Here is a 25,279-nt window from a genome sequence, read left to right as displayed (position 1 = left end):
CGCTGCGAAATAGTGTTCCCTTGTGCCGATTACTGCGCAGGCTTTCGGATTTCAGCCTGTGCCCCATGAACTGCTCGCAGGCCGAGGACTGGCAGAAAATGAAAGCGGTAGCTCTTATCGTACGATTCGGGAATTCCGATATGAACCGTATCGTGACCAACATTGGATGGCTATGTCTCGAGCGCGCGTCGCAGATCGTGATTACGGTGCTGGTTAGCGGTATATTTGCGCGCTATTTTGGACCGAATCTCTTTGGCAAATGGCAGTACGCTAACACATTGCTCGCAGTTATCATCCCTGTTACCTGGGTATGTGGTGCGGAGATCTTGGTTCCAACTATAGTGAAGCGGTCATTAGGCGACCTCGGTTCAGTGTTGGGCAGCGCCTTTGTACTCCGGATGAGTGTGTCGTTCTTGGCCGTCCTTGTGACATGGGGCTGCATCTACGCAGGTCTTACCGATCCTATCGTGGGGAGCATGCTAGCGGGACTGGCTGTCACGATGCTATTTCGCGAACCCATTGTCGGTGTGGTCAATGCCTGGCTACAGAGCATTACGTTCAGCCGACCACAATTGCTGACTAGCACGTTGACGGCGATGGGAAAGGCTGTTGCTGTATATGCCTTTGCTCGAACGTGTGTCGCGGCGTCTTGGTTCGGTTGGCTTTGGGCGCTTGAATCGGCCATTGTCGCTTTTGCCATGGTGATTTATTTCCGTGGTCGCCATGGGGGAGTCTTGGGCTGGCACGTAGACAAACGGCTCCTTGTGCAGTTCGCGAAATCGGGGCTCGTTTTTTGGCTAGGCTTGATCTGCATGTATTTTTTTCTAAAGATAGATCGCCTAATGTTGGCGCGTGAGGTGTCTTTCGCAGCATTGGGAAAGTATTCGGCAGCCTTGCAATTGAACGAGAGTTGGATAGCGGTTACGTTGATGCTCGCGCAAACTGTCGCGCCAACGTTTGTCTACAGTGTTCAGAAATATACGGAGCTGCGTCGCAATCTCGTCCTTCTACTCGTATTGACTGCGGCGTTGATGACCGTGGGTGCTACCGCACTAGACTTACTCGCGCGAATCATCATTACAAAGATATTCGGGCCGGCCTATGTTGAGTCAGTGCGTATTTTTCGCTTAGCCGTATGGCTTGCACTGCCCGCGGGAATTGAGGCAATCGGTAATCTCGTCTTGCTTAAATTTCAAGCGAAATACGTCGTGCTGACTAAGTGGATCCTGGCTCTCGCCGTAGCGTTTATTATGAACCGATGGGCTATCCCTAGATACGGCGTGGATGGGGCACTGATAGGGCTCGCTTCGGGCTATCTGTCTGCATTGCTTGTTGATGGGGGTTACATCGTGGCAAGACTTCGCCTGGAAAGGGATCAAATAGAAGTATCTAAGGTGGTAGGAGCATAATGAGCATGCCATTAGTTACGGTGCTGATGCCCGTCTATAACGGAGCGGCATATCTGCGATCGGCTATTCAATCGATCCTGGATCAGACCTTCAAAGACTTCGAATTTTTGATCATCGACGACGGTTCGGTGGATGGCACGGCGGAAATACTCGCGTACTTTGCGCGTCTAGATCGGCGCGTGCGGATCCTTGCACAGGAAAATGCTGGGATCGTGGTTGCGCTTAATCGCGGGATGGCGGAAGCTCGCGGAACCTATCTCGCTCGTATGGACGCGGACGATGTGGCAGCCCCGACGCGCCTAGAATTGCAGGTGGCGGAATTCGAGCGTGATGTACACCTCGTGGCCTGTGGAAGCGACTTCATCAAGTTCGGCACGGCAGAACGCAACGTCAAGATGCCAAAGACGCATGCGCAGTGCAATTTGTTCCAGCTAATCAAGCCATGCTTTGCCCATCCGAGCGTGATGCTTCGTATGGAGGTCATGAGAAAGAACGACCTGTTTTATGCCGCCGAATACACCTATGCCGAAGACTACAAGCTTTGGTCCGACCTTGCGCCACTGGGGACCTTCCATAATATCTCGCGTCCTTTGTTGCGCTATCGTTTGCATCCCGCGCAAATTGGCGCGACAAAGGTTGTGCTGCAGCGGGCGATGCATTTGCGGGTTGCGACAGAGAATTTCGCAAGGTTGAAGATTTCAATCGACTCGTCGGAACTTGAGTCATTTCTGTGGCCTGCCGATGGGGGGGGGTATGGGGCAGTGCGTTACCTTCTTCGCGCAGGCCGCTTTGTCTGTGGACTTTTGATGCACCGGCAACTCAGGGAGTTCTATTTCTTACAGATTATTTCGCGTATTTTTGTTGTTAACTTATTCCGTACTGTTTTCAAATCGGTTACGATTCAAGCATCATGAAAGATTAAGTAGGAAGCAGCCAGCCAGCTCTGGCTGCCCAGCACTATTTGGAAAATAACATGTACGTCGTTCGAGAATGGCCTCACTCGGCGTTCCCTGAGGCCGGTCGTGTGTCCCATACATGCGCCAAACGTGCTGGTGGTGGTTCCCAGCGTTTAGTCTTACAACATATCCGCTCGCGCCGCGGAGTGGCGCGTGATTAGACTCCGTGACTCCGCCATCTCTCTTACTGGTGTGATCTTTGGGCAGGGTATTTTTTTTGCGTGCGTGACGTTGATCGGTCGCGAACAGGGGCCTGCCATGCTCGGTCGCTTTAATGCGTATCTGGCGATGGGCACTCTTGCAGGCACCCTAGCGGTGCTGCGCTATGAACTTGCATGCATTAGCGATTCGCCGGCCAAAGCGTTCGAAGCACTGCTTCATTCGATTCTTCTGGCACTTTCCCTTGGTATAGCCGCGGCAGCTGCACTCTGGATGTTAGGCTTAACACAGTATTGGGTAGTCGAAGTTTTTGCATTTTCGCTGTTGGTGCAGAACGTCGGGTCGCTTTATCTCAACAGCCTGCGTCGCTATACCCTTATCTTCGTCTGCAGGTCTATCGCGAACTTTGTTTTTCTCGTTTGGGTCTGGTACGCATCCTTGGTTAATTTGGCTTATGACGCATTTTCCGTCTATGCCGCGATCTATTTTTTCGTGGGTACTGGGACGCTATTTTGCATCTTGATGGATGGACGACGGAATGGATATACGTTCCGTTTGCGGAGGGGGTTTTATGTGGAGCATGCGCGGTACCCTAAATACCTCCTACCGTCTACCCTGCTTGGCTCGGTCTTGGCGTATGCGCTCTCGATACTCATGCCGGTCTGGTACAACGCCGAACAAGTGGGCTATTTCGCCGTGGCCTATCGTTTTGGTGTCTTTCCCGTCTCCTTGATTGGCCAAAGCATTGGTGGCGTGTTTCGTCGTGACGCGGTCGGTGTAGCTCAAGCGTCGACGCCGGCAGCTTCACTGCAATATGTTTTTGTCGCTTATGCGTGCGGTCTGGTGGTGATCGCTGTTGCTTACGCGCTGACTGTCACTGTTTTGTTTGAACCTTTGGTAAGCGTATTGTTCGGGGCTCATTGGTCCGGCGCCTCCGCTACTTACCTGCATGTGTTAACGCCACTATTCGCGCTTCAAATTATATATGTTCCGCTTTCGCAGGTTTTCCTGGCTACAAAGCAACAGCGTCTTGATTTCGCCGTGCAGCTTTTGACGGCGTCGGCTCTGGGCGTGACGTTATACGCGGTTCACAAATGGTGGCTTGGGTTGACTACCACACTACTGTCGTTTTCGTGTGTGGGGGCTGTATGCACACTCGTGGGAATATACGCCACATCAAGGGCCGCTGAACTAAGCTTGCGCGACGTACGCGGCGTGTTCCAACTGAGTTGGATTGGGAGGCGAAGTAAATGATTCTGCTTCTTGTGGACTCGATGGAACGTGCTTACTTTTTTGAACGACTTGTGCACGAGGTACGGAGCGAATTCGACGTTCTCTTCGTGACGGGAGAACCCATGGCACATCTCCGTCTGCGTCGAGCGGGTTATCGGTCTGTCTACCTGCGGCGTCCACTGATCGGTATTGGTGAAACAGCCGAGATACTGCGTGGCGCTCGAATCGAAGCGTCGATTGAAGTTTTGAATGAAAAAGTTACTCTGAAGAATGCCTATCGGGATGCGACTGCAGCGGTTAATATCTTGGGCAGAGTATTCTCGAACAACGTAATCAGCCGTTGTCTCGTCTGGAATGGTCAGCAAATACTAGGACGTACGGTGACCGCCGTGGCTGCAAGCATGGGCATTCCGGTCCTTTATCTCGAGATTTCAAACCTTCCTTCAAAGCTGTTCGTCGATCCTGAAGGAGTCAATGCGCTTTCTTCGATTCGGCGCGACAACCGCGCAATCAATCAATGTTGTGTGCCGTTGCAGGAAGAGCATGCAGCATGGATGGTCGAATACGAGCGCTACAAATCGGCTCCGCTGCCGCAGGCACGGGTTCACTGGAAGTGGCAACTTGCTTCTTTGTGCAACATCGCAGTAAAGCATGCAACACGTGGCGTGATACAAGGCACATTGAGCCTCGCGACAGTAAGTCGTCGTGCGGCTTCAATCTTGGATGCACGAGAACATTCGGAAGCCGAGCTGGCTGCAATGCCTTATGTGTTCCTGCCTCTGCAAGTATCGGCGGATACGCAAATCAAACTGCATTCGGATGTTGACAATTTTCAGGCGATCGAGCGTGCCGCGAAAATCGCGGAAGAGTTAGAGTTAGGTTTGCTGGTGAAACTGCATCCTGCTGAGCGCGATGCAAACTCAATTCGCCGCCTGTTTCAATTGCGGGAACAGCTGTCGTTCGAATTCACTGGGTCGCCAACCGTCACGCTTATTCGTCATGCGCACAGAGTCGTTACGATCAATTCAACGGTAGGACTAGAGGCACTGCTTTATGATAAGCCTCTCACTACGCTTGGACGCGCGTTCTACGAAGGCTTCGATCGCGACACTCTACTCAAGTATATTCACGGTTTCCTGTTCGACGGCATCGATTATTTTGGCAAAGTACCTGTGCCTGCCGTAGCTGCCAGACGGGTGCTCGCATGGACGGAGGGGCGAGAATCTGCTGGCTTTCACAAGGGATCTTGAATCCAATCACCGCAGTGGGCGCGGCGCTCGGAACTGCTGTATAGACCTGTACAAGGAAGCGGTCGACCCGACGTGGAAAAACGTATCGGCATTCGCTGCGCGACTTGCCGAGCCGCGACTGCCATGGATCGCGGTCTATGATTAGTCCGACATCGGGCTCGTTCAACTGACAGACTGCTTGCAAACCTGGCTTCCCTAAGACGTTGGGGTTTTCTTTCAGGATGGTTGCGCGTCTATGCGCGCGAACCGTGCATCGCGCGTCAATATCTGGATGTACTGTCGAAATGAATAAGAATGCAGCGCATTCGAGTGATAGCCCAAGCGTTTCATCCGGCTGGCGGGGAGACTTTCCGTCCCGCCACGGCCGGTGAAATTCATTCTCGACTGTTCGCCTCTAAAGGGTATTCGGTGTATCTGTTCGACGGCTCGCTCGCACTACGTTTCAGACAGCACTATTCGGCCGCTCGCGCCCGAGGCGTCAGCGCGCAAAGGCTTGTAGCCGACTCAACGCAATGCGCGCCGTCACGACGACAGGCGCGCATTGACAGAGCATCACCGCGCCGCTACCGCCCGGTACTGGCATCGACAAACGTAAAGCCGAACCTGGTGACAACCCCTCGATGATCGACTTGAAATCAGCCGACCCGGGGACAACGACGCGAATCCATCATGCACGGTAAGTGCATATTGTGCGTTCGTCAGAATGTCCTGCACCTTGTACGTAAGACACGAAAACGAATCGATCGAACAGACGTTGTACCCGCGGCTTTTACAAGGTTCTCAGGCAATACCAGTTGCCGTAGTAACGTCTCTTGATAATCTAAGGAAAGAACTGGCCGACCTCGACGTCCTTGTTTGACACATTCGAATCGAGCCGGGGCGTATCGACTGTGTAGTACACGACGCGCTGATACGTCTTCTTGAAGATCGGCGGCACGGCCTTGATCGAAAGTGGCGATGACTGATAGTGCGGCGCTTCCTAGGCAAGCGTCGTATAGCGTTTTGCGAAAGTTCCATTAAGTAAGCCCGTCGAAAGACGCGTTTGGAAGTCTCCGCTCGCGCTTGCTTTGTATCAGGGAGCCGCGTGAGGAGATAAAACGTAGTGATTCCGTGCCGGCGAAGACTCGCGATGCGATGCCGAGCCACTGGCGGGCGTACATGAAACCTGCCGCAACGCGCATATATTCCCCGCGAGCAGAGATCCCGTCCCCACGATAGACTGATTCACACAGGCATCGTGTCAAACGCATAAAGCGCGCGATGTCAACACGAAAGAAACCCCAAGGAGCAGCAATGCGAATTCTCATAGTCGGCGCGGGCGCCACAGGCGGATATTTCGGCGGTCGTCTTGCGCAAGCGGGCCGCGACGTCACATTTCTCGTGCGCGCAAAACGCGCCGAAGAACTGCAACACTCTGGGCTCGTCATCAAAAGCCCGCGCGGCGATGTCACGTTACGCGACGTAAAGACCGTGCTCGCCGATCAGATCAGCGAGCCCTACGATGTCGTGCTGCTGAGCTGCAAGGCCTACAGCCTCGACGATGCAATCGAATCGTTCGCGCCCGCCGTCGGCGACGCGACGATGATCCTGCCCGTGCTGAACGGCATGCATCACGTCGATGTGCTGAAAGCGAAGTTCGGCGCATCGAAAGTATTGGGCGGCCAGTGCGTGATCGCCGCGACGCTCAATCGCGAGCGCGAAATCGTACATCTGAACGACATGCATTCGATCGGCTTCGGCGAACTCGGCGGCGGCATCAGCGAGCGCGTGCGCGCGATTGCGTCGACGTTCGAAGGCGCGGGCTTCGACTTCGCCGTGGCCGACGACATCCTTCAGCAGATGTGGGAGAAGTGGGTGTTCCTCGCGACGCTCGCGGCCACTACCTGTCTGCATCGCGCCGCCATCGGCGACATTCTGAACACGCCGGATGGGCGGCGCGTGATCGAAGGCGTGCTGGGCGAATGCAAGGCCGTCGCGGCGGCGAACGGGTATCCGCTCGGCGACGCATCCAATACGCGCGCGCAGACGATTCTCTTTGCCGAGGGCTCGCCGCTGACGGCATCGATGCTGCGCGATATCGAAGGGCAGTCGCGCATCGAGGCAGACCATATCGTCGGCGATCTGATCGCGCGTGGCGGCGACGCGCAACATGGCGCGCTGTCGTCGCTGCGCATCGCGTACAGCCATCTGAAAGCATACGAGGCACGGCAGGCGCGGCAATCGGCTTAGGCCGCGAACGCAGGGCGGGGCGATGCGTTACGAAGCTGACGTAGAATCGACGGCACTGACTCACGCGAGATGGATCATGCCCACTCCTCAAGGATCGGTGCCCGCCCTCTGCACGGCTTCCGCGACGATGTTCTCGATCGGGATCATCTTTCTCGGCTACTGGGGCCTGCAGGAAGCAGGCGACTGGACGCTCGCCGACAAGTTCGTCGCGGGACTCGCGATACTAGGCTTTGCGTTTCTCGGGCTCGTGCCATGGATGGCGACGAGTCCCGTCGAACCGGACACGAACGACACGAAGATTCGCATCGCGCGCGTGATGTTTCTGACGGGCGTCATCGCGGTGTGGATGGCGATCGTGGTGTCGGTTATCTTCTGAACATTCACGCGAGCCGATGCTGCGCTTGCGGCCATCGAATGTCGATGCCCGCAAGCGTAAACAGCATCGACGCCCCGCTTAGAACACCTTCACCGGCACATTCACGACAAGCCGGTACTCCATGTTGTCCGGGTCCGAGTAGTGCGCGGTCGACTTGTGATACATCGCGATGAACGTGATCTTCGTATCCTTGAGGCGGCCGCTTTGCAGCGTATAGCTTGGAATAAAGCCGATTTCATGGTGCGTGCCGTGCACATACTCGCCATTTCGCGTGTACGGGCCGATAGCATTCGAAGCTGCGCCTGCCGACGCATCGGCGCCCCAACCCGTCACACCCCACACCATCGCCTTGAAGCCGGGCAGACCCGCATACTTGCCGTCGAACGTGTAGCGCAACTGAAACGACTTTTCGTGCGGCGCGTTGTAGTCCACGTCCATCGAGTTCACGAGATAAATGCCGTTGGTCTCGTTCACATAGTCGAAGAACTGGTCGCCGAGAATCTGCTGATAGCCGAGCAGCACCTGATGCGGTCCATGTTGCGCCGACAGCGACAGGCTATACGCATTGTTGTTGATGTGCCCTTGCAGCGCGGAACCCGTCTGGTGCGTCGAGTAGATGTTCGCGAGGCCTGCCCACTTGACGCTATTCACGTCGCCGATCGAATGTGAGATCGACGCATAGAACTGATTCCACACGTCTTCAGCCTGGTCGGCGTACAGCGTGACCGTGCCGTTAGGCGCATAGTCCCAGTTGCCGCCGAAGTAGGAGAGGCGCTTGAACGTCGTGCCGCCATACGACGTGTTCATATCGGTCAGGTTCGTGTGGCCGCGCGCGTCGACCTTCGTGAAGCTGCCCGCTTGCAGCGTGACGTTGTGAATGTCGTTGCTCACGGCCGACACGCCGAGGAACGTCGGCGGCAACGAGCGGTTGTCGTGCGGTTCCAGGAACGGATTGTTGTCGACGATCTGCAAGCCGTATTTGACGACCGTCTCGGAGATGCGCCCCTTGATGTCGTACATGCCCGGATACGCCCACGCGAGCTGATCGGAGCCGCCGCCGCCCTTGCGCACATGCACCATGTTGCCCGCGCCGTTGCCGCCGTCGAGCTTCAATGCGGCGAACAGCGACGCATCGACGCCCAGACCGACGAGCCCTTGCGTATAGCCGGATTCGAAGTTCGCCTGCATGCCTTGAACCCACGCGTGACGATGCGGGCCGCCTTCGTTGTCGAACTGGTCGGCGTAGTTGCGGAACAGCAGGTTCAGATGGCTATCGGCGACAAGGCCCTTGCTCTTCGCCTGGCTCGACAACTGCTCGGGCGGCGTGACGGCCTGCGTGGCTTCGGCGTTCACGACGGCGTTGTTCGTTTCGGGCGTAGCCTGCGCGAGCGTCGTGGCCGCGGGTTTAGCCTTCGCTTGAGGCGCGGGCGTCGTCTGCGCTGCCGTTTGCGGCGCGGTCTGCGCCACGGCTGCGCTTGCGGCGGCGGGAGCGGCCGCGTCGTCGGCGAGCGCGCTCGTCGCCATCGTCAACGCGGGCAGGCCGATCGCCAACAGCGCGAGTGTCGAAGCTCCTGATGTGGTTCGTTGGGTCGTCATTGAAACTCCAGCTTTTTTCTAGTTGATTGAACAGTGGCGCGGCGGTCGGCCGAACCACGCTTTCCGCCCGTTTCCACCGTCGCGGAAACGAACGCCTCCCCTGACGCAGCGGCTGGCTGCGTCGTGGAATCGGGTTTCGTCGATACGAGTGCCTGTCAGGTCATCGCGGCGCGAATGCAGGCGACCTGCGTGTTGCCGATGCCTGTGGTTGTTACGACAGGTCGCTCTTGCGCGCACGCGTCGATCGCATCCGGGCAGCGCGTGCGAAACGCGCAGCCGGAAGGCGGCTTGAGCGGCGATGGAATCTCGCCGCGCAACAGCACGTGTTCGCGCGCGCGTTCTGCGGCGGGATCGGGCAGCGGCACGGCCGACAGCAGCGCGCGCGTGTACGGATGCTGCGGTTCGCGATACACGTCGCGCTTGTCGCCGAACTCCATCACGCGGCCCAGGTACATCACGAGCACGCGCTGGCTGATGGCTTTGACAACGGCGAGGTCGTGCGCGACGAACAGCAGCGACAGCGACAGTTCACGTTGCAGGTCGCGCAGCAGGTTGACGATCTGCGCCTGGATCGACACATCGAGCGCCGACACGGGCTCGTCGCAGATCACGAGTTGCGGCTCGCCGATCAATGCGCGCGCAATGCCCACGCGCTGGCACTGTCCCCCCGAAAACTCATGCGGATAGCGGCGCAGATGATGACTGTTCAAGCCGACGCGTTCGAGCATCGTCCGCACGCGCACGCGCGTTTCCTCGCGGCCCGGTTGCGGCTGATGCGTCTTTAGCGGCTCCGCGACGATCTGTTCAATCGTCATGCGCGGATCGAGCGATGCAAGCGGGTCCTGGAAAATCATCTGCACGTCGCGGCGAATCTGCGTCGTGTCTCGCCTTGCGTCGGCGCCAACCGTTTCGCGGCCTTTCCACTGCACGCTGCCCGACGTCACCGGCGCAAGCCCGATGATCGCGCGCGCGAGCGTCGACTTTCCGCAGCCCGATTCGCCGACGAGGCCGACCGTTTCGCCGCGACGCACGTCGAACGACACGCCGTCGACGGCGCGCAACGTCGCCTTCTTCGACCACGGGAAGCCGCCCTGAGCGATCTGAAAATGCACGCTGAGGTTGTCGACTTCGAGTAGCGTTTCGTGAGCGCTCATAGCACCTCCGCGATGGTCTGGACGGGTCGATGACACGCGCGCAATGCACGCGCTTCATCGCCGATCGATTCGAGCGCAGGGCGCGTCGCGCGGCACGCGTCCCCGGCGAACGCGCAGCGCGGCGCAAACGCGCAACCCCGCGACGCCTCGCCCGGCAGCGGCGGATTGCCCGCAATGGTCTGCAGCGGCTGATCGTCTTCGTCGCTGAGGCGCGGCAGCGCGTTCAGCAAGCCGATCGTGTACGGATGCGTCGGCGCGGCGAACAGTTGCGGCGCGGGCGCCTGCTCGACCGTCTGACCCGCGTACATCACCATCACGTCGTCGCACAGGCCCGCAACCACGCCCATGTCGTGCGTGATCAGGATGATCGCGGTGCCGCGCTCGCGGTTCAGCTCGCGCAGCAGCTCGATGATCTGCGCCTGCACGGTGACGTCGAGGGCCGTCGTCGGCTCGTCGGCGATCAGAATTTCTGGCTCGGATAACAGCGCCATCGCGATCATCACGCGCTGGCGCATGCCGCCCGAGAACTCGTGCGGATACATGCCGATGCGTCGCGCGGCATCCGGAATGCGCACGCGTTCGAGCGCTTCGATTGCGCGCGCTTTCGCTTCGCGGCGCGACAGCTTGCGATGCAGTTGCAGCGTCTCCGTCATCTGCCGCTCGATCGTGAGGAACGGATTGAGCGACGTCATCGGGTCCTGGAAGATCATGCCGATGCGGTCGCCGCGAATGCGGTTGAGCGCCGCTTCGTTCAGCGTCAGCAGGTTGGCGCCGTCGTACAGCGCTTCGCCGCTGACCTTGCCGTTCTTCGCGAGCAGCCCGAGCAGCGCCATCACCGTCTGGCTCTTGCCCGAGCCCGATTCGCCGACGATGCCGAGCGTCCTGCCTTTGTCGAGCGAGAACGACACGCGCTGCACGGCGTCCACGGGCGCGCCGTCGCGGCGCGAGAAGCGCACGCTCAGGTCGTTTACTTCGAGTAGTGCCATCGTGCGTGCCCTCTCAGCGGTCTTTCGGATCTAGCGCATCGTGCAGGCCGTCGCCGACGAAGCTCACGCAATACAGCGTCGCGCACAGCATGAGGGCGGGGCACAGCAGCAGCCACGGCGTCGATTCGAGCTTCTGTGCGCCGTCCTGGATCAGCACGCCCCAGCTCGTCATCGGCTCCTGCACGCCAAGCCCGAGAAACGACAGCACGGATTCCGTCAGCACGATCGTCGGCACCGTGACCGTTGCATAGACGACCACCACGCCGATCAGATTCGGCACGATATGACGCGCGATGATCGAACGCGAGTTGACGCCGATCGCCTTCGCCGCGTCGATGAACTCGCGCGAGCGCAACGACAACGTTTGACCGCGCACGACGCGCGCCATGTCGAGCCACGAGAACGCGCTGATCGTCAGCACGACCAGATAGAACGCGCGACCGAAGAGCGTCATCATCAGGATCGCGATCAGCATGTAGGGGATCGCATACATCATGTCGACGATGCGCATCATCACGGCATCGACGCGCCCGCCCATATAACCGGCCGTCGCGCCCCACGCGACGCCGATCAGTCCCGACACGAGCGTGCCGAGCAAGCCGACTTCGAGCGACACGCGCCCGCCCACGAGCGTGCGCACGAGCAGGTCGCGGCCGAGTTCGTCGGTGCCGAACCAGCGCATGTTGTCGAAGGTCGGCGCGAGGCTGATCGCGGACCAGTCGCTATCGATCGCATTGTTCGGCGACAGAAGCGGCCCGACGAAGCACGCGAGCACGATGAGGACCAGCAACAGCAGCGCGATGAAGGCTGCTCGGTTGCGCATGAAACGGCGCGCGGCAGTCGCGAGCGGGCTGCGCGAAGGCGGCGCGTCGACGACAGTCAAGGTGACAGGTGGCATTCTCATCGGTATCAATAGCGGATACGCGGATCGAGCCATGCATACGCAAGGTCGACGAGCAGGTTGAAGAGGACGGCGACGGCCGTGGTCAGCACGACGAGGCCGAGCACGAGCGTGTAGTCGCGATTGATTGCGCCGTTGACGACGAGCTGCCCGAGCCCCGGCAGCGCGAACACCGATTCCGTGACGACGGCCGCCGTGATCGACGAGATGCACACCGAGCCGAGCAGCGAGACGACGGGCATCAGCGCGGGCTTCATCGCGTGGCGCAGGACGATCGTGCGCGCGGGCAGGCCCTTCGCGCGCGCGGTGCGGATGAAGTTGCCCGACAGCACTTCGATCATGCTGCCGCGCATTACGCGTGCGATCAGCGCGACGTTGATGATCGTCAGCAGCACGATGGGCAGCACACGATAACGCCACTCGCCTTCGCCCCAGCCGCCCGCGGGCAGCCAGCCGTGGCCGTCCGCGGTCTTCAGCAGAATGGCGAACACCCATACGAGCAGCGGGCCGAGCACGAACGGCGGCACGACGTTGCCTATATTGCCGAGCACCATCACCGCGTGATCGATCACGCTGTCGCGCCGCACGGCTGCAATCGTGCCGAGCGCGACGCCGATCACGACAGCGATCGGCACCGACACGCCGCCGACGCCGAGACTCACGGGCAACGCCTTCAGCACGAGATCGGTGACGGACCAGTCGGTGTAGCGGAACGACAGCCCGAGGTCGCCGTGCAGCAGTCCCCACAGATAGTGCAGATACTGCTTCCACAGCGGCTCGTCGAGGTGATAGCGCGCGTTAAGGTTCGCGATCGTGGCCGCCGACAACTGTTTCTCGGTGTCGAACGGGCCGCCCGGCGTGAGGTGCAGCAGCAGATAGCACGCGGTGATCACGGCGAGGATCGTCGGAATCGCCCACAACGTGCGGCGCAATGTGTATGCAAGCATGGGTGCGGTTCCTGCCGTTTAGTGCTTGAGCACGTACATGTCTTGCGAAGCGCGCTGGTCGACATAGTTCGTCGCCGTATAGCCGCCAACATAGGGCTTCACGAGACGCGCCGCCGAGTATTGAAACAGCGGGATCATCGGATAGTCGTTCATCGCGAGCTCATGCGCCTGCGTGAGCAGCGCGGTGCGCTGTTTGTCGTCGGTCTGCTGGTTGCCTTGCTCGATCAGCGCATCGACCTTCGGATTGCAGTAGTGCTGGTCGTTCTGCACGCTGCCGCAGCGGATCAGGTCGAAGTACGACATTGCGTCGTTGTAGTCGACGAACCAGCCGTCGCGCGACGCCTGCACCTTGCCGTCGTGGCGCTGCTTGAGCAGCACCTTGTACTCGACGTTTTCGAGCTTCGCGTTCACGCCGAGCTTCGTGCGCCATTCGGACGTGACGAAGAGCGCGACCTTCTTGTGCAGATCGTTCGTGTTGTACGTGAACGTGAAGGCGAGCGGCTTCGCATCGGAGTAGCCCGCTTCTTTCAGCAGATTGCGCGCGTAGTCGACGCGTTTGGCCATCGGCCACGACGCCCATTCCGGCTTGTAGACGGATGCGCCTTCCGTGCCTTTCGAGATCAGGCCGTACATCGGAAGCTCGCCGCTTGACGTGAGCTTCGATGTAAGCAGGTCGCGGTCCACGACCATCGACAGCGCCTCGCGCACGCGCTTGTCCTTGAACGCGGGGTCGTCGTTGTTTAGGCTGTAGTAGTACGTGGCGATCTGCAGACCAGTGGACGGCGCGTGAATTCCACGAGAGTTTTAATCCCGATCTCAGTGAATTCCCGAAGCGACAAGACGCTTGCTGATGCGCAAAATCGCTACCTCGCGCGCTTCGGCCTTGCAGGGCCGATCCGCCAGCACTTCCGTTTGCAGCGATCCTGCGGCGGTCTCTTGATCGGTACGTCCTGACCGGGCTGCCACCGATAACCGAAGGTGAACACGCATGTCGATCCATTCCACAGACTTTCCTGCCGTCTTTCTTCCGCCATCGCATCTGTCGCGCACGAGTGTCCAGAACGGCCCGCAAAAACGGTCCGGGCGCCCAATGCTTTATCATTGAGCCTTCGTCACGCGGTCTTTTCGCGTTGACGGCCTCCCGCTGAAGTCCTGGTTGTTCCGTTTTCGACGCGGACCGCATCGTCCGTCGCTCGTACCGCACTCAACCGTCGTTGTGTGCCGCTTTGCGTGCATCGACCACGGCAAGTCACCGACGATCTCCAGTTTTTCCAGCTTCGCCACGTGGCATGGCGTCGTATCGACGCGTGCGCGCACGGCTGCTTTTGCATGAATACGAGGAACACATGAACTCACCCGTATCCCAGACCCGGTCGTTTTCGACCGTCTTTCTCATCGAGATGTGGGAGCGTTTCGGCTACTACGGCATGGCGGCACTGCTCGTGCTGTTCATGATCGACAAGCTCGGTTTCGACGACAGCCACGCGAATCTCACGTGGGGCGCGTTCGCGGCGCTTGTGTATGCGTCGCCGTCGATCGGCGGCTGGATCGGCGACAAGGTTCTCGGCGCGCGCCGCTCGATGATCTTCGGCGCGCTCGTGCTCGCGGCCGGCTATCTGATGCTGGCGCTGCCGAACGACAGCCTCGACTATATGTATGCGTCGCTCGGCGTGATCGTGGTCGGCAACGGCCTCTTCAAGTCGAACGCGGCGAATCTCGTGCGCCGCATTTACGAAGGCGACGACGCGCGCATCGACAGCGCGTTCACGATCTATTACATGGCGGTGAACATCGGTTCGACGGTGTCGATGCTCGCGACGCCGTGGATCAAGGATCACTGGGGCTGGCACACGGCGTTTGCCGTCTGCTGCTGCGGCATGCTGATCGGCGTGATCAACTACTTCCTGATGTTCCGCACGCTGTCGCATGTCGGTTCCGCGCCGGATGCGCAACCCGTGCGCTGGATGCGCGTGCTGGCCGTCGCGCTCGGCGGCATCGCGCTCGGCACGGCGACGATGTTCGTATTGCAGCACAAGGCGATCGCCGTCGCATGCGTGTATACGGCGGGCGTCGCGATTCTCGCGATCTTCGCGTACATGCTGCTCAAGTGCGAGCGCTCCGAGCGTTCGGGCCTGCTCGCCGCGCTGATTCTCGTGTTGCAGGTGATTCTGTTCTTCGTGTTCTATCAGCAGATGTCGACGTCGCTGACGCTCTTTGCGCTGCGCAACGTCGATCCGACGTTTTCGCTGTTCGGCTCGCATCTGTTCACGTGGAGCGCCGCGCAGTTCCAGGCGCTGAACCCGATCTGGATCATGCTGCTGAGCCCGATTCTCGCGATGCTGTATACGAAGCTCGCGAAAAACGGCAAGGACGTGCCCGTTGCGGCGAAGTACGCATTCGGTTTCGCGGTGGTCGCGGCAGGCTTTTTCGTCTATGCATGGAGCGGCAGCTTCGCGGTGAACGGGCGCGTGTCGTCGTGGTGGATGGTCGGCGGCTATGGGCTGTACTCGCTCGGCGAGCTGCTGGTGAGCGGCCTCGGTCTCGCGATGATCGCGCGCTACGTGCCGGCTCGCATGAGCGGCTTCATGATGGGCGCGTATTTCGTGGCGACGGGTGTCTCGCAGTATCTGGGCAGCGTCGTCGCGAATCTGGCGAAGATGCCGGCCGGCGATCTCGATCCGATGACTTCGCTGCCGCTGTATACGAAGCTCTTTACCGAACTCGGCTGGCTTGCGGCGTTCGGCGCCGTGGTCGCGATCCTGCTGTTGCCGCTGATGGGCAAGCTGTCGCGCGCGCATCATCGCTGCGCCGAAGAAGCGCGGGAGAATTCGCGCAAGGCGGGGGCGGTGGCCGCTTCGGCGCAATGACGCCGCGGCCCTGCGGGGCCGTTCAGTTTCGATCAATGCCGGAAGGCGCGCCGTCGGGCGCGCCTTTTGTTTTTTGTGCTCCGTTTCCACGCGCCGCGTTCGCACGCCAATCAGGCGATATCGCCGATTCCCACGGTAAGCTTGCAAAAACACAGCAAGCGAAGCAACGGGACGACATGGACATTCACATCGCCGTCGAGGGCCGCCACGATCTCGCCGGGCAGATCTACCGGCAACTGCGGGCGGGGATCATCGAAGGGCGCCTTGCGGGCGGCACGCAACTGCCGTCGACGCGCGATCTCGCGACGCAACTCGGCGTGTCCCGCAAGACGACGCTCGACGTATTCGAGCGTCTGCTCGCCGAAGGCTTCCTGAATGCGCGCGCGGGCTCGGGCACGTTCGTCGCCGAAGGATTGCAGCGCCTGCCCGCCGAACGTTCGTCGCACGCGCGCGCCGCGCATGACGCGTTGAGCACGCGCGGCTTGCGTGGTGCGCATGGCACAAGCGCCGCTGCGCAACCCAGCGCTCGCGCGCAGCCGGTGTGGTCCGCCGTGCCCGAGGTGCTCGGTCCGCAGCCGACGCTCGGCGCGTCATTCGACTTCATCGGCGGCATCACCGACAAGTCCCATTTTCCGTTCGACGTCTGGCGCCGCTGCGTGAATCACGCGCTGCGGGTGCAATCGCGCGGACGCGGCATCTATCGCGACGCCGCCGGCGAACAGGAACTGCGGCTTGCGATTTCGCGGTATCTCGCATTCAGCCGCGCGGTCGCGAGCAACTGGGAGGACGTCATCGTGACGCAGGGCGCGCAGCATGCGCTCGATCTGATCGCGCGTGTCACGCTGCGTCCCGGCGACGTCGCCGTTATCGAAGATCCCGGTTATCCGCCCGCGCGCGCGTGTCTGACGGCCGTGGGCGCGAAGGTCGTGCCCGTACCAGTCGATGCCGACGGCCTGATCGTCAGCAAGCTGCCGAAGAACGCGCGTCTCGTTTACGTGACGCCGTCGCATCAGTTTCCGCTCGGCATGCCGATGAGTCTTGCGCGGCGCGTCGAGCTGCTCGAATGGGCGCAGCAACGCGACGCCGTCATCATCGAAGACGACTACGACTGCGAATATCGCTTCGAAGGCCGGCCGATGGAGCCTTTGAAAAGCCTCGATCGCGCGGGCCTCGTCGCCTACGTGGGAACGTTTTCGAAGACGATCTTTCCCGAGCTTCGTGTCGGTTACACGGTGCCGCCCGCGTCGCTGTTCGACACGCTGAAGAAGGCGAGGCAGATCGGCGACTGGCACGGCTGCTCGCTGACCCAGACGGCGCTGGGCAATTTCATGCTGAACGGCGACTTCGCGAAGCACGTCAAGCGCATGCACAAGCTCTACGCCGCGCGCCGCGCGTGCCTGCTTGCGCATCTTCAAGGCAGCCTCGCGCGCTGGTTCGAGCCGATCGTGCCGACGGCGGGCATTCACCTGGCCGCGCTGCTCAAGGCGCCGATTACAGAGGCAGCCGTGATCGAAGCGGCGCGCGACGAGTCGATTGCGCTGCACGGGCTCGCGCCTTTCTTCGTCCGCGCGAAACAGCGGCCGGGGTTCATCTTCGGCTATGGCGGCATCGAGGCGGAGCATATCGACGCGGCGCTCACGAAGCTCGCGAAGCTGATGCCGCGTGTCGAATCAAGGACTTGAGTCTCGACGATTCGCGCTGGACAGGTGTGTCGATTTCGCTTGCCGTTCACGTTTACCCCTTAAAAACAGGCGTGAAATGGGCGAGGTAGTCTGCGCCGCGCAACAAACCGTAACCGTTACACACAAAAGATTCGCTCAGAAACCAAAAGCGCTTGTAGAATCCGGCCTTGAAGCGTGTGCATATCGCGTGCGCTTCTCGCTTTTACTGAACCCTAGAGGTAGGAGAAACATGGCGACTTCCGCAAAAAAGGTAGCCAAGAAGGCTGCTACGGTACCGACCAAGAAGGTTGCTGCAAAGAAAGCTGCTGCTCCCGCAAAGAAAGTCACGGCTAAGAAGGTCGCCGTGAAGGCGTCCGGCGCACCGTCGCCGATCAAGGACACCTTCACGAAGGCCTCGCTGGCTGCACACGTTGCGGAGCGTGCAGGCGTCGAGCCGAAGTCGGCGAAGGCCGTTCTGGCTGCTCTCGAAGACACGATCCTCGGTTCGGTCCACAAGAAGGGCGCTGGCGAATTCACGCTGTCGGGTCTTCTGAAGATCGTCGTTCAGGCTGTTCCGGCAAAGAAGAAGCGCTTCGGCAAGGACCCGTTCACGGGTGAAGAGCGCTGGTTCCCGGCCAAGCCGGCAAGCGTGCGCATCAAGGCTCGCGCGCTGAAGAAGCTGAAGGACGCAGCAGCAGCGTAATCGATGTCGTCGGCAGCGGCGCAAACCGCTGCCGCGTTCATCCCAATCCCCGCAACGCGCAAGCTTGCGGGGATTTTTTTGTCCGCACGTATTCGTCGCTGCATCGTCACTGCATCTCGTCACATTCCCAAAGACGGTTCGCGTCTGCCTCGAATCGAGCCGCGCGCGCGGCGCCACGCACTTTAGTGGCGCATCGCGTACCGCCGCGCTACGATGGCGTCGGGTCGTCTGCCCATCCGCGTGCGCGCTTCGAGTGCATCCGCTGCGCGCCGCGCGTGTAAAGCAAATGGCATAACGCTTGCTTGAACGTGATCGAAAACCGAATGCGCAGCGCATTCGCCTTCGATCCGACAAAAAGAGTGGGGCGTGACATGCGATGCTATGACGAGATGCGTCATCACGATGACGCCGTGCGGCCGCATTATCAGCGGTTCGAACGCTGGCTCGTGCAGCAGGGCAACGAAGCGATCGCGAGAAAGCGGGCTGAAGCCGATCTTCTGTTTCGCCGGGTCGGCATCACGTTCGCAGTCAACGGCGATCTGTCCGGCACCGAGCGCCTCATCCCTTTCGATCTGATTCCGCGCATCATTCCGCGCGGCGAGTGGCTGACGCTCGAAGCGGGACTGCGGCAACGCGTGCAGGCGCTCAACCTCTTCATCCACGACGTCTATCACGAGCGCAAGATCGTGCACGCGGGCGTCGTGCCCGCCGATCAGGTCTACACGAACGCGCAATACCGGCCGGAGATGCAGGGCGTCGACGTGCCGCTCGGCGTCTATGCGCACATCGCGGGCGTCGATGTCGTGCGCGCCGGCGAGAACGGCGACTTCTACGTGCTCGAAGACAACCTGCGCGTGCCGTCGGGTGTCTCGTACATGCTGGAGAACCGCAAGATGATGATGCGGCTCTTCCCCGAACTCTTCGTGCAGAACCGCATCGCGCCCGTCGCGCATTATCCCGACCTGCTGCTCGATATGCTGCGCTCGGTGGCGCCCGCAGGCGTCGACGATCCCGTTGTCGTGGTGCTGACGCCGGGCATGTACAACTCCGCTTACTTCGAGCACACGTTTCTCGCGCAGCAGATGGGCGTCGAGCTGGTGGAAGGCAAGGATCTGTTCGTCGACGACAACTACGTGTTCATGCGCACGACGCAGGGGCCGCGGCGTGTCGACGTGATCTACCGGCGCGTCGACGACGACTTTCTCGATCCGCTCGCGTTTCGTCCCGATTCGGCGCTCGGCGTACCGGGACTGTTGACGTCGTATCGCGCGGGCCGCGTGGCGCTCGCGAACGCGATGGGCACGGGCATCGCCGACGACAAGTCGATTTATCCGTACGTGCCCGAGATGATCGAGTTTTATCTGGGCGAGAAGCCGATCCTGAACAACGTGCCGACCTACCAGTGCCGCAAGCCGGACGATCTCGCGTACACGCTCGCGCATCTGCCCGAACTCGTCGTCAAGGAAGTGCACGGCGCGGGCGGCTACGGGATGCTGGTCGGGCCGGCGTCGACGTCGGCGGAAATCGAGGCGTTCCGCCAGCGGTTGATCGAGAAACCGGCGGGCTATATCGCGCAGCCGACGCTCGCGCTGTCCGCGTGTCCGACCTTCGTCGAAGCGGGCATTGCGCCGCGCCATATCGACCTGCGTCCGTTCGTGCTGTCGGGCAAGACGGTGACGATGTGCGCGGGCGGACTCACGCGCGTCGCGTTGCAGGAAGGCTCGCTTGTCGTCAACTCATCGCAGGGGGGCGGCACGAAAGACACGTGGATGGTCGACTGACTGCATTCGACCGATGTTCTTTAGAGCCTGCATCGCGTGATGCAGGCATGAAAAAAACGGGCAACCGGTGCGCTTCGCGTCACATCCCGACGCGAAGCGCGCCTCATCAACACGGAAAGCCGACATGCTGAGCCGCACCGCCGATCATCTGTTCTGGATGGCCCGTTACATGGAGCGCGCCGAGAACACCGCGCGCATGCTCGACATCAACCTGAAAGCGCAACTGCTGCCGCAGACGTCTGAGCAGGAAGAGCGCGCGCAGCGCTCGGTGCTGCGCATCTCCGAGCTCGAAGACGCGTTCGCGCAGCGCCATTCGGAGCCGACGCGCGAAAACGTGCTCGACTTCATGGTCGCCGATCCGGCGAATCCGTCGAGCATTCATGCGTGCCTGCAGGCGGCGCGCGAGAATGCGCGCGCGGTGCGCGGCACGCTGACGACGGAGTGGTGGGAAACAATCAACGACACGTGGCTCGAATTCAACGAGCGCACGCGCCATGGCCAGGTGTCGAGCAATCCCGCCGCGCTCTTCGAATGGGTGAAGTTCCGCTCGCATCTGTCGCGCGGCGTGACGATCGGCACCGCGTTGCAGGACGACGCGTTTTTCTTCACGCAACTCGGCACCTTTCTTGAACGCGCGGACAACACGGCGCGCATTCTCGACGTGCGTTTCGCCGACGTCGAGCCGAATTCGCGCGAGGCCGCGCGTCAGCTCGAAGACTTCTATTACTGGACGTCGATTCTGAGTTCGGTGTCGGCGCTGGAAATCTACCGCAAGGTGTATCGCGATGTCGTGACGCCCGCGCGCGTGGTCGAGCTGATGATCCTCAATTCGCAGATGCCGCGCTCGCTGCTGGCGTCGCTCGACAGCGTCTGCGAGAACCTCGCGATGCTGCGCACGCAAGGCTCGAACCAGTGCGAGCGCTTCGCCGGCAAGCTGCGCGCCGAGCTGCTTTACGCGGATATCCGGCAGATCTTGGAAGCCGGCCTGCATGCGTGGCTTACGCAGTTCCTTGCCCGCGTGTTCGAACTCGGCAACATGGTCGCGCGGACCTATCTGATGCTGCCTGTTGCATGACGGAGTCTCCTCAATGTTTCTCTCGATCCGCCACGACACGTACTACCGTTACGAATCGACGGTCCATTATTCGATCCAGCAGTTGCGCGTTACGCCGTCGAGCGGTGCTTCGCAGGTCGTGCGGCGCTGGACGCTCGATGCGCCCGGCAAGCTCGACTCGACCTTCGATGCCTACGGCAACGTGCTGCACACGCTCGTGCTGAACAAGCCGCACGACGAGATTCGCGTGCACGTATCGGGCGAAATCGACACTTTTCCGCTGGTCGACGGGCGGCTCGGCGATGGCGCGGGCGCGATTCCGCTCGAGCATTTCACGTGCGCGACGCGGCTGACCGAGTGCGATTCCGCGATTCGCGATCTGGCTGCGTCGGCGCCGCCCCTGGACAGGCCGGCGGCGCTGATCGCGCTGGCCGAGAAAATCGTGGACCGAGTGACGTTCGAGCCTGGCGTCACGGGCGTGGCGAGCACGGCGTCGCAGGCGCTCGCGCTCGGCAAGGGCGTCTGCCAGGACCACGCGCATCTGATGCTCGCATGCTGCCGCGCGCGCGGCCTGCCGGCGCGCTACGTGAGCGGCTATATCGAACCCGGCGACGTCGAGCATGCGGCGAGTCACGCGTGGGTCGACGTATGGCTCGCGGGCCTGGGCTGGATTTCCGTCGACGTCACGCACGCAGCGTTCGCAAGCGAGATGTATTGCCGGCTCGCGGCGGCGCGCGATTACGAAGCGGCGTCGCCTGTGCGTGGACGGAGGATCGGTGGGCTGGAGGAGACGCTCGATGTGTCGGTGGCGGTGAAGGGGCAGGGGCAGGCCGGGCAGTAGGAGCGTCTGGGTCGGTTTCCTTGATCGCGAGCGTCACCTTCTCTTTTCAGTTCATCGGTTCTGTCTGCGGCGTTGCCTTGTCGACAGCCGTCCTGAGCCGTCTGATCGGGTGCTCGAACTGGCCTTCGCAGATCAGGAAGTCCGCCCACCTATCATCAAATTTTGACGTGGTAGATGCCTTGCCCGTTGCTCTCGATGCAGAAAAGAAATAGCGTCCAACGTCATATCGGGAAGGCGTTTGCAGCTTGCAATTCCATTGAGCGCGTTAAAAACACGAGTGGCATTTGCGAAAACAAAAGAGCTCTCATTTGATTGCGCGCAATGGAATTCGCGCTACTTGAGAGCCATACCTTTCATAAAAGCGTCTGCGCAAACATAAAGGCAGCGGCAAACGTTTGCGCCAGAATCCTCGTAGACAAAATCGCCGCGCAACCAAGTTGAATTACCCCCTCGCACAAACTACGATTAACAACGCCGGGCACTGCAGTCATCAAAGCAGCAACCACGGCGCAAAAACCCGCAGTAGCACAGCGCCAACCGCGAGTTCACATGACCGAAACGGCAACAGGAACACTACGACGTGGCACCGCCGTTAAAGCGATCTCTCATCTCCGCCTGCTGGCGTTCATGTCAGCGCTCGTCCCAATGATCGCGGGCTGCTCCACCATGGCGCAAGATGTCCACGTCGACGGTACTGTCTGGCAGCCGGACGAGCAGACGTCGTATCCATCGGGACATTGGGACGTACTGGGAGCCCAGAACCTCCTCGTTCAATGGACGGCATTCGATGACATGTCCCTCATCGATGGCAGCGCGTTACCGCTGGCAACGTACCGTGTCGACTGGCAGCGAATCGGCGAGCAACCATGGGCTAGAAACGTCATACTCGGACTGGCTACGTATCCGTCAGAACCCAAGGCGCGCGCGAACGTCGCAAAGCTCGTTGCCCAGTCGCTCGATATCGCGCGAATACCCGTCCCGCTGCATGTGACGGGTTACTACTTTCCCGTTGAGGTCGACCCGACGTGGAAAGACGTATCGGCATTCGCCGCACGACTTGCCGATCTGCCGCGGCCGCTGTGGATCACGGTCTACGATCAGTCAAACATCGGGCCCGTTCCGCTGGCAGACTGGTTGCAAACCTGGCTGCCTTCAGACGTGGGTGTCTTCTTCCAGGATGGTTGCGGCGTCTATGCCCGTGAGCCGCGCATCGCGCGTCAATATCTGGACGTATTGTCGGAACGGTTTGGCAAGCAGCGCATTCGAGTGATAGCCGAAGCGTTTCGTCCCGCTGGCGGCGAGACTTTCCGTCCCGCCACGGCCGACGAAATACGTCCTCAGCTGCTCGCCTATAAAGGGTATTCGGTGTATCTGTTCGACGGCCCGCACTACGTTTCGGACAGCACTATCAGGCTGCTCGCACCCGAGGCGTCCGCGCGTAAAGGCTTGTAGTCGACTCAAAGGCAATGCGCGCCGTCACAAGGACAGGCGCGCACGCAGAAGAGCTTTGCCGCGCCGCTACTGCGCGGTACTGGCATCGACAAACGTAAAGCCAAGCCCTGTGATACCCGTAATGATCGATTTGAAATCCGCTAATCCGGGTTGACCCAGATCGGGTTCGAGCCAGAACGGATGGAAGAAGAACGACGCGAATCCATCACGTACGGTGAGCGCATATTGCGCATTCGTCAGAATGTCCTGCGCCGTGTACGTCAGGCAAGAAAACGGATCGATCGAACAAATGTTGTACTCGACGTTCCCGAGGTTCTCAGGCAATACCAGTTGTCCGTAGTAGTCGCTCCTGATGATGTACGGAAAGAACTGGCCGACCTCGAAGTCCTTGTTTGGCACATTCGAATTGAGCTGGGGGGTATCGGACGTGTAGTACACGACGCGCTGATACGTCTTCTTGAAGAGCGGCGGCACGGCCTTGATCGAAAGCGGCGACGACTGATAGTGCGGCGCCTCCCACGCAAAAGGCGTATAGCCGTTTTGCGAAAGCTCCAGCAAGCCAGCAGAGAGACGGCCCGAAGCCCATTGTGTCGAGTCTTCATCCACTGGCCGCTCTTGAGGCTTGTACCAGAACTCGTAATCGTTCGCGCTGACCGCGTTTTCCGTATCGGGAACCGAGTTGTACTGGTGCGTGTACCCGTGCATCACGATCTTGCCGCCTCTCGTGAGTGCATAGTTCAGCGCCTGTTTCAGGCCGGTCGCCTGCGCAAGGTGAATGGTTTGCGGCACGCCACCGTTATACGCGCCAAGCGGATCTTTATACAGTGGAATGGTTGCGATCGAGAAAGGCACTTTCTTCGACAGTAGATAGTCGGTCAGCGACTTCATTGAACTGACCGTCGTCACCGCGCTGACATCTTCCAGTCTGACCAGAGCTCGATGATTCGTGGCTGCACCGCTTTGCAGAATGTCGTGCAGCATGTCACAGATGACGAGGTAGCGATCACGCGGTCCAATGAACGAAAAGGGTACGTCGGCGAAGTACCAGAAATTGCCCGCCTTGACGACGTAGGGCGCGACTTCACTGGTCTGGCTGTCTTTAATCGTGACAAGCGTCGTTGCCTTGGTCGGATCGGCGATTGCGACGACGCCGATATCCGGGTCGGCGCTGATGATGCCCGACGTGGAATCATAGGAATAGTACTTCACCATATTGAGGTTCTTGTAGCTGACCGTGTCGAAGAAATCGGGCGTTGGATTACTCGACGACGGGGTCGTACTCAGGCCTCGCAGACCCGAGAACGTCATGCCTGTTCTTCCGGTGAAGTTGTACGTCTGGTCCCATGCGAGGTTCCAGATGTTGTACTTGAACCAGACGACCGTCTTGGCGCTCGCCGATACATCGGAGAGGAAAGCGGTCGGCGTGTTATTGCCATAATAGCTGCCGATGTAGAAGACAGCGGAGTAAGGCGCGAGGGTGCCCGCCGTGTAGTTGTTGACGGGCTTCAGATCGACCGTTGCATTGAAGTGGCCGATCAGGTTGCGAAGCATGATCGCATAGGCGAGGCCGAGATTCGAATAGAGATCGTTGGCGGGTGCATCGTACAGGACGAGCACTTTCGCCGTGGTCGTTTGCGCATTTGTCAGGCGAGGTGCGCCAGCCAGACATATCGCGCAGACGAGTACTGCAATCGTCATGAGCTTTTTCATGATGAGACTCCTGT

At 60.2% G+C, this 25,279-nt stretch carries 20 protein-coding genes and 1 pseudogene; 13 read left to right on the top strand and 8 right to left on the bottom strand.

Annotated elements, in window-relative coordinates; all coding sequences use genetic code 11:
• Positions 1–98 precede the first annotated feature (98 nt).
• From AABE10_RS00755 to AABE10_RS00730, 6 genes are all read left to right on the top strand, one after another.
• Positions 99–1,409, top strand: coding sequence for a hypothetical protein (locus AABE10_RS00755; RefSeq protein WP_342931400.1), 1,311 nt, complete (start codon positions 99–101; stop codon positions 1,407–1,409).
• Positions 1,410–1,414: 5 nt separating this feature from the next.
• Complete coding sequence (locus AABE10_RS00750; RefSeq protein ID WP_342931399.1) at positions 1,415–2,323, top strand: glycosyltransferase family A protein; 909 nt, start codon at positions 1,415–1,417, stop codon at positions 2,321–2,323.
• 195 nt (positions 2,324–2,518) lie between these two features.
• On the top strand, positions 2,519–3,778 hold the full coding sequence (locus AABE10_RS00745) for a translocase (protein WP_342931398.1): 1,260 nt from the start codon (positions 2,519–2,521) through the stop codon (positions 3,776–3,778).
• A complete protein-coding gene (locus AABE10_RS00740; protein ID WP_342931397.1) occupies positions 3,775–5,007 on the top strand; it encodes a capsular biosynthesis protein in 1,233 nt (410 codons plus the stop codon). Before AABE10_RS00745 ends, AABE10_RS00740 begins: the two co-directional genes overlap by 4 nt.
• Before the next feature lie 1,293 nt (positions 5,008–6,300).
• Complete coding sequence (gene panE, locus AABE10_RS00735; protein WP_342931396.1) at positions 6,301–7,236, top strand: 2-dehydropantoate 2-reductase; 936 nt, start codon at positions 6,301–6,303, stop codon at positions 7,234–7,236.
• A gap of 76 nt (positions 7,237–7,312) precedes the next feature.
• A complete protein-coding gene (locus AABE10_RS00730; protein WP_342931395.1) occupies positions 7,313–7,612 on the top strand; it encodes a hypothetical protein in 300 nt (99 codons plus the stop codon).
• 78 nt (positions 7,613–7,690) lie between these two features.
• Here the strand turns inward: AABE10_RS00730 and AABE10_RS00725 are convergent, their stop codons facing one another.
• The 7 genes and pseudogenes from AABE10_RS00725 to AABE10_RS00695 form a co-directional block, all read right to left on the bottom strand.
• Positions 7,691–9,208, bottom strand: coding sequence for an OprD family outer membrane porin (locus AABE10_RS00725; RefSeq protein ID WP_342931394.1), 1,518 nt, complete (start codon positions 9,206–9,208; stop codon positions 7,691–7,693).
• 155 nt (positions 9,209–9,363) lie between these two features.
• Positions 9,364–10,362 (bottom strand): oligopeptide/dipeptide ABC transporter ATP-binding protein, encoded by a 999-nt coding sequence (locus tag AABE10_RS00720; protein ID WP_342931393.1) that lies wholly within the window; start codon positions 10,360–10,362, stop codon positions 9,364–9,366.
• On the bottom strand, positions 10,359–11,348 hold the full coding sequence (locus AABE10_RS00715) for an ABC transporter ATP-binding protein (RefSeq protein ID WP_342931392.1): 990 nt from the start codon (positions 11,346–11,348) through the stop codon (positions 10,359–10,361). The genes AABE10_RS00720 and AABE10_RS00715 overlap by 4 nt, the downstream gene beginning before the upstream one ends.
• 13 nt (positions 11,349–11,361) lie before the next feature.
• Positions 11,362–12,246, bottom strand: a complete 885-nt coding sequence (locus AABE10_RS00710; protein ID WP_342931391.1) for an ABC transporter permease — start codon at positions 12,244–12,246, stop codon at positions 11,362–11,364.
• Positions 12,247–12,257: 11 nt separating this feature from the next.
• Complete coding sequence (locus AABE10_RS00705; protein ID WP_342931390.1) at positions 12,258–13,196, bottom strand: ABC transporter permease subunit; 939 nt, start codon at positions 13,194–13,196, stop codon at positions 12,258–12,260.
• An 18-nt stretch (positions 13,197–13,214) separates the two neighbouring features.
• Positions 13,215–13,973: pseudogene (locus AABE10_RS00700) on the bottom strand (peptide ABC transporter substrate-binding protein); the annotation flags it as partial.
• A 39-nt stretch (positions 13,974–14,012) separates the two neighbouring features.
• Positions 14,013–14,201, bottom strand: a complete 189-nt coding sequence (locus AABE10_RS00695) for a hypothetical protein (RefSeq protein WP_342931389.1) — start codon at positions 14,199–14,201, stop codon at positions 14,013–14,015.
• 341 nt (positions 14,202–14,542) lie between these two features.
• Between AABE10_RS00695 and AABE10_RS00690 the strand changes: the two genes are divergently transcribed.
• The 7 genes from AABE10_RS00690 to AABE10_RS00660 all read left to right on the top strand — a co-directional run bounded on the left by AABE10_RS00690 (position 14,543) and on the right by AABE10_RS00660 (position 23,555).
• Positions 14,543–16,063: an oligopeptide:H+ symporter gene (locus tag AABE10_RS00690; protein WP_342931388.1), complete on the top strand. Its 1,521-nt coding sequence runs from the start codon at positions 14,543–14,545 to the stop codon at positions 16,061–16,063.
• Between the two features lie 176 nt (positions 16,064–16,239).
• Entirely contained in the window at positions 16,240–17,745 is a 1,506-nt protein-coding gene (locus tag AABE10_RS00685; protein WP_342931387.1) for a PLP-dependent aminotransferase family protein, read from the top strand.
• A gap of 229 nt (positions 17,746–17,974) precedes the next feature.
• The gene (locus tag AABE10_RS00680) at positions 17,975–18,427 is read left to right on the top strand and encodes an HU family DNA-binding protein (protein ID WP_054919981.1); all 453 of its coding nucleotides are present in this window, start codon (positions 17,975–17,977) and stop codon (positions 18,425–18,427) included.
• Between the two features lie 371 nt (positions 18,428–18,798).
• Positions 18,799–20,208, top strand: coding sequence for a circularly permuted type 2 ATP-grasp protein (locus tag AABE10_RS00675; protein ID WP_342931386.1), 1,410 nt, complete (start codon positions 18,799–18,801; stop codon positions 20,206–20,208).
• A gap of 124 nt (positions 20,209–20,332) precedes the next feature.
• Complete coding sequence (locus AABE10_RS00670) at positions 20,333–21,283, top strand: alpha-E domain-containing protein (RefSeq protein ID WP_342931385.1); 951 nt, start codon at positions 20,333–20,335, stop codon at positions 21,281–21,283.
• Positions 21,284–21,296: 13 nt separating this feature from the next.
• Entirely contained in the window at positions 21,297–22,103 is an 807-nt protein-coding gene (locus tag AABE10_RS00665; RefSeq protein WP_342931384.1) for a transglutaminase family protein, read from the top strand.
• A gap of 549 nt (positions 22,104–22,652) precedes the next feature.
• Positions 22,653–23,555: a hypothetical protein gene (locus AABE10_RS00660; protein ID WP_342931383.1), complete on the top strand. Its 903-nt coding sequence runs from the start codon at positions 22,653–22,655 to the stop codon at positions 23,553–23,555.
• A gap of 66 nt (positions 23,556–23,621) precedes the next feature.
• On the opposite strand, the gene AABE10_RS00655 is transcribed toward AABE10_RS00660, so the two are convergent.
• Positions 23,622–25,265, bottom strand: a complete 1,644-nt coding sequence (locus tag AABE10_RS00655) for a DUF2334 domain-containing protein (protein WP_342931382.1) — start codon at positions 25,263–25,265, stop codon at positions 23,622–23,624.
• Positions 25,266–25,279: the final 14 nt, after the last annotated feature.

It is taken from the genome of Paraburkholderia diazotrophica (genome assembly GCF_038900755.1).
GTDB classification, from domain to species: domain Bacteria; phylum Pseudomonadota; class Gammaproteobacteria; order Burkholderiales; family Burkholderiaceae; genus Paraburkholderia; species Paraburkholderia diazotrophica_A.
Note: the sequence above shows the minus strand (reverse complement) of the source record. Positions and strands in the feature narration are given on the sequence as shown.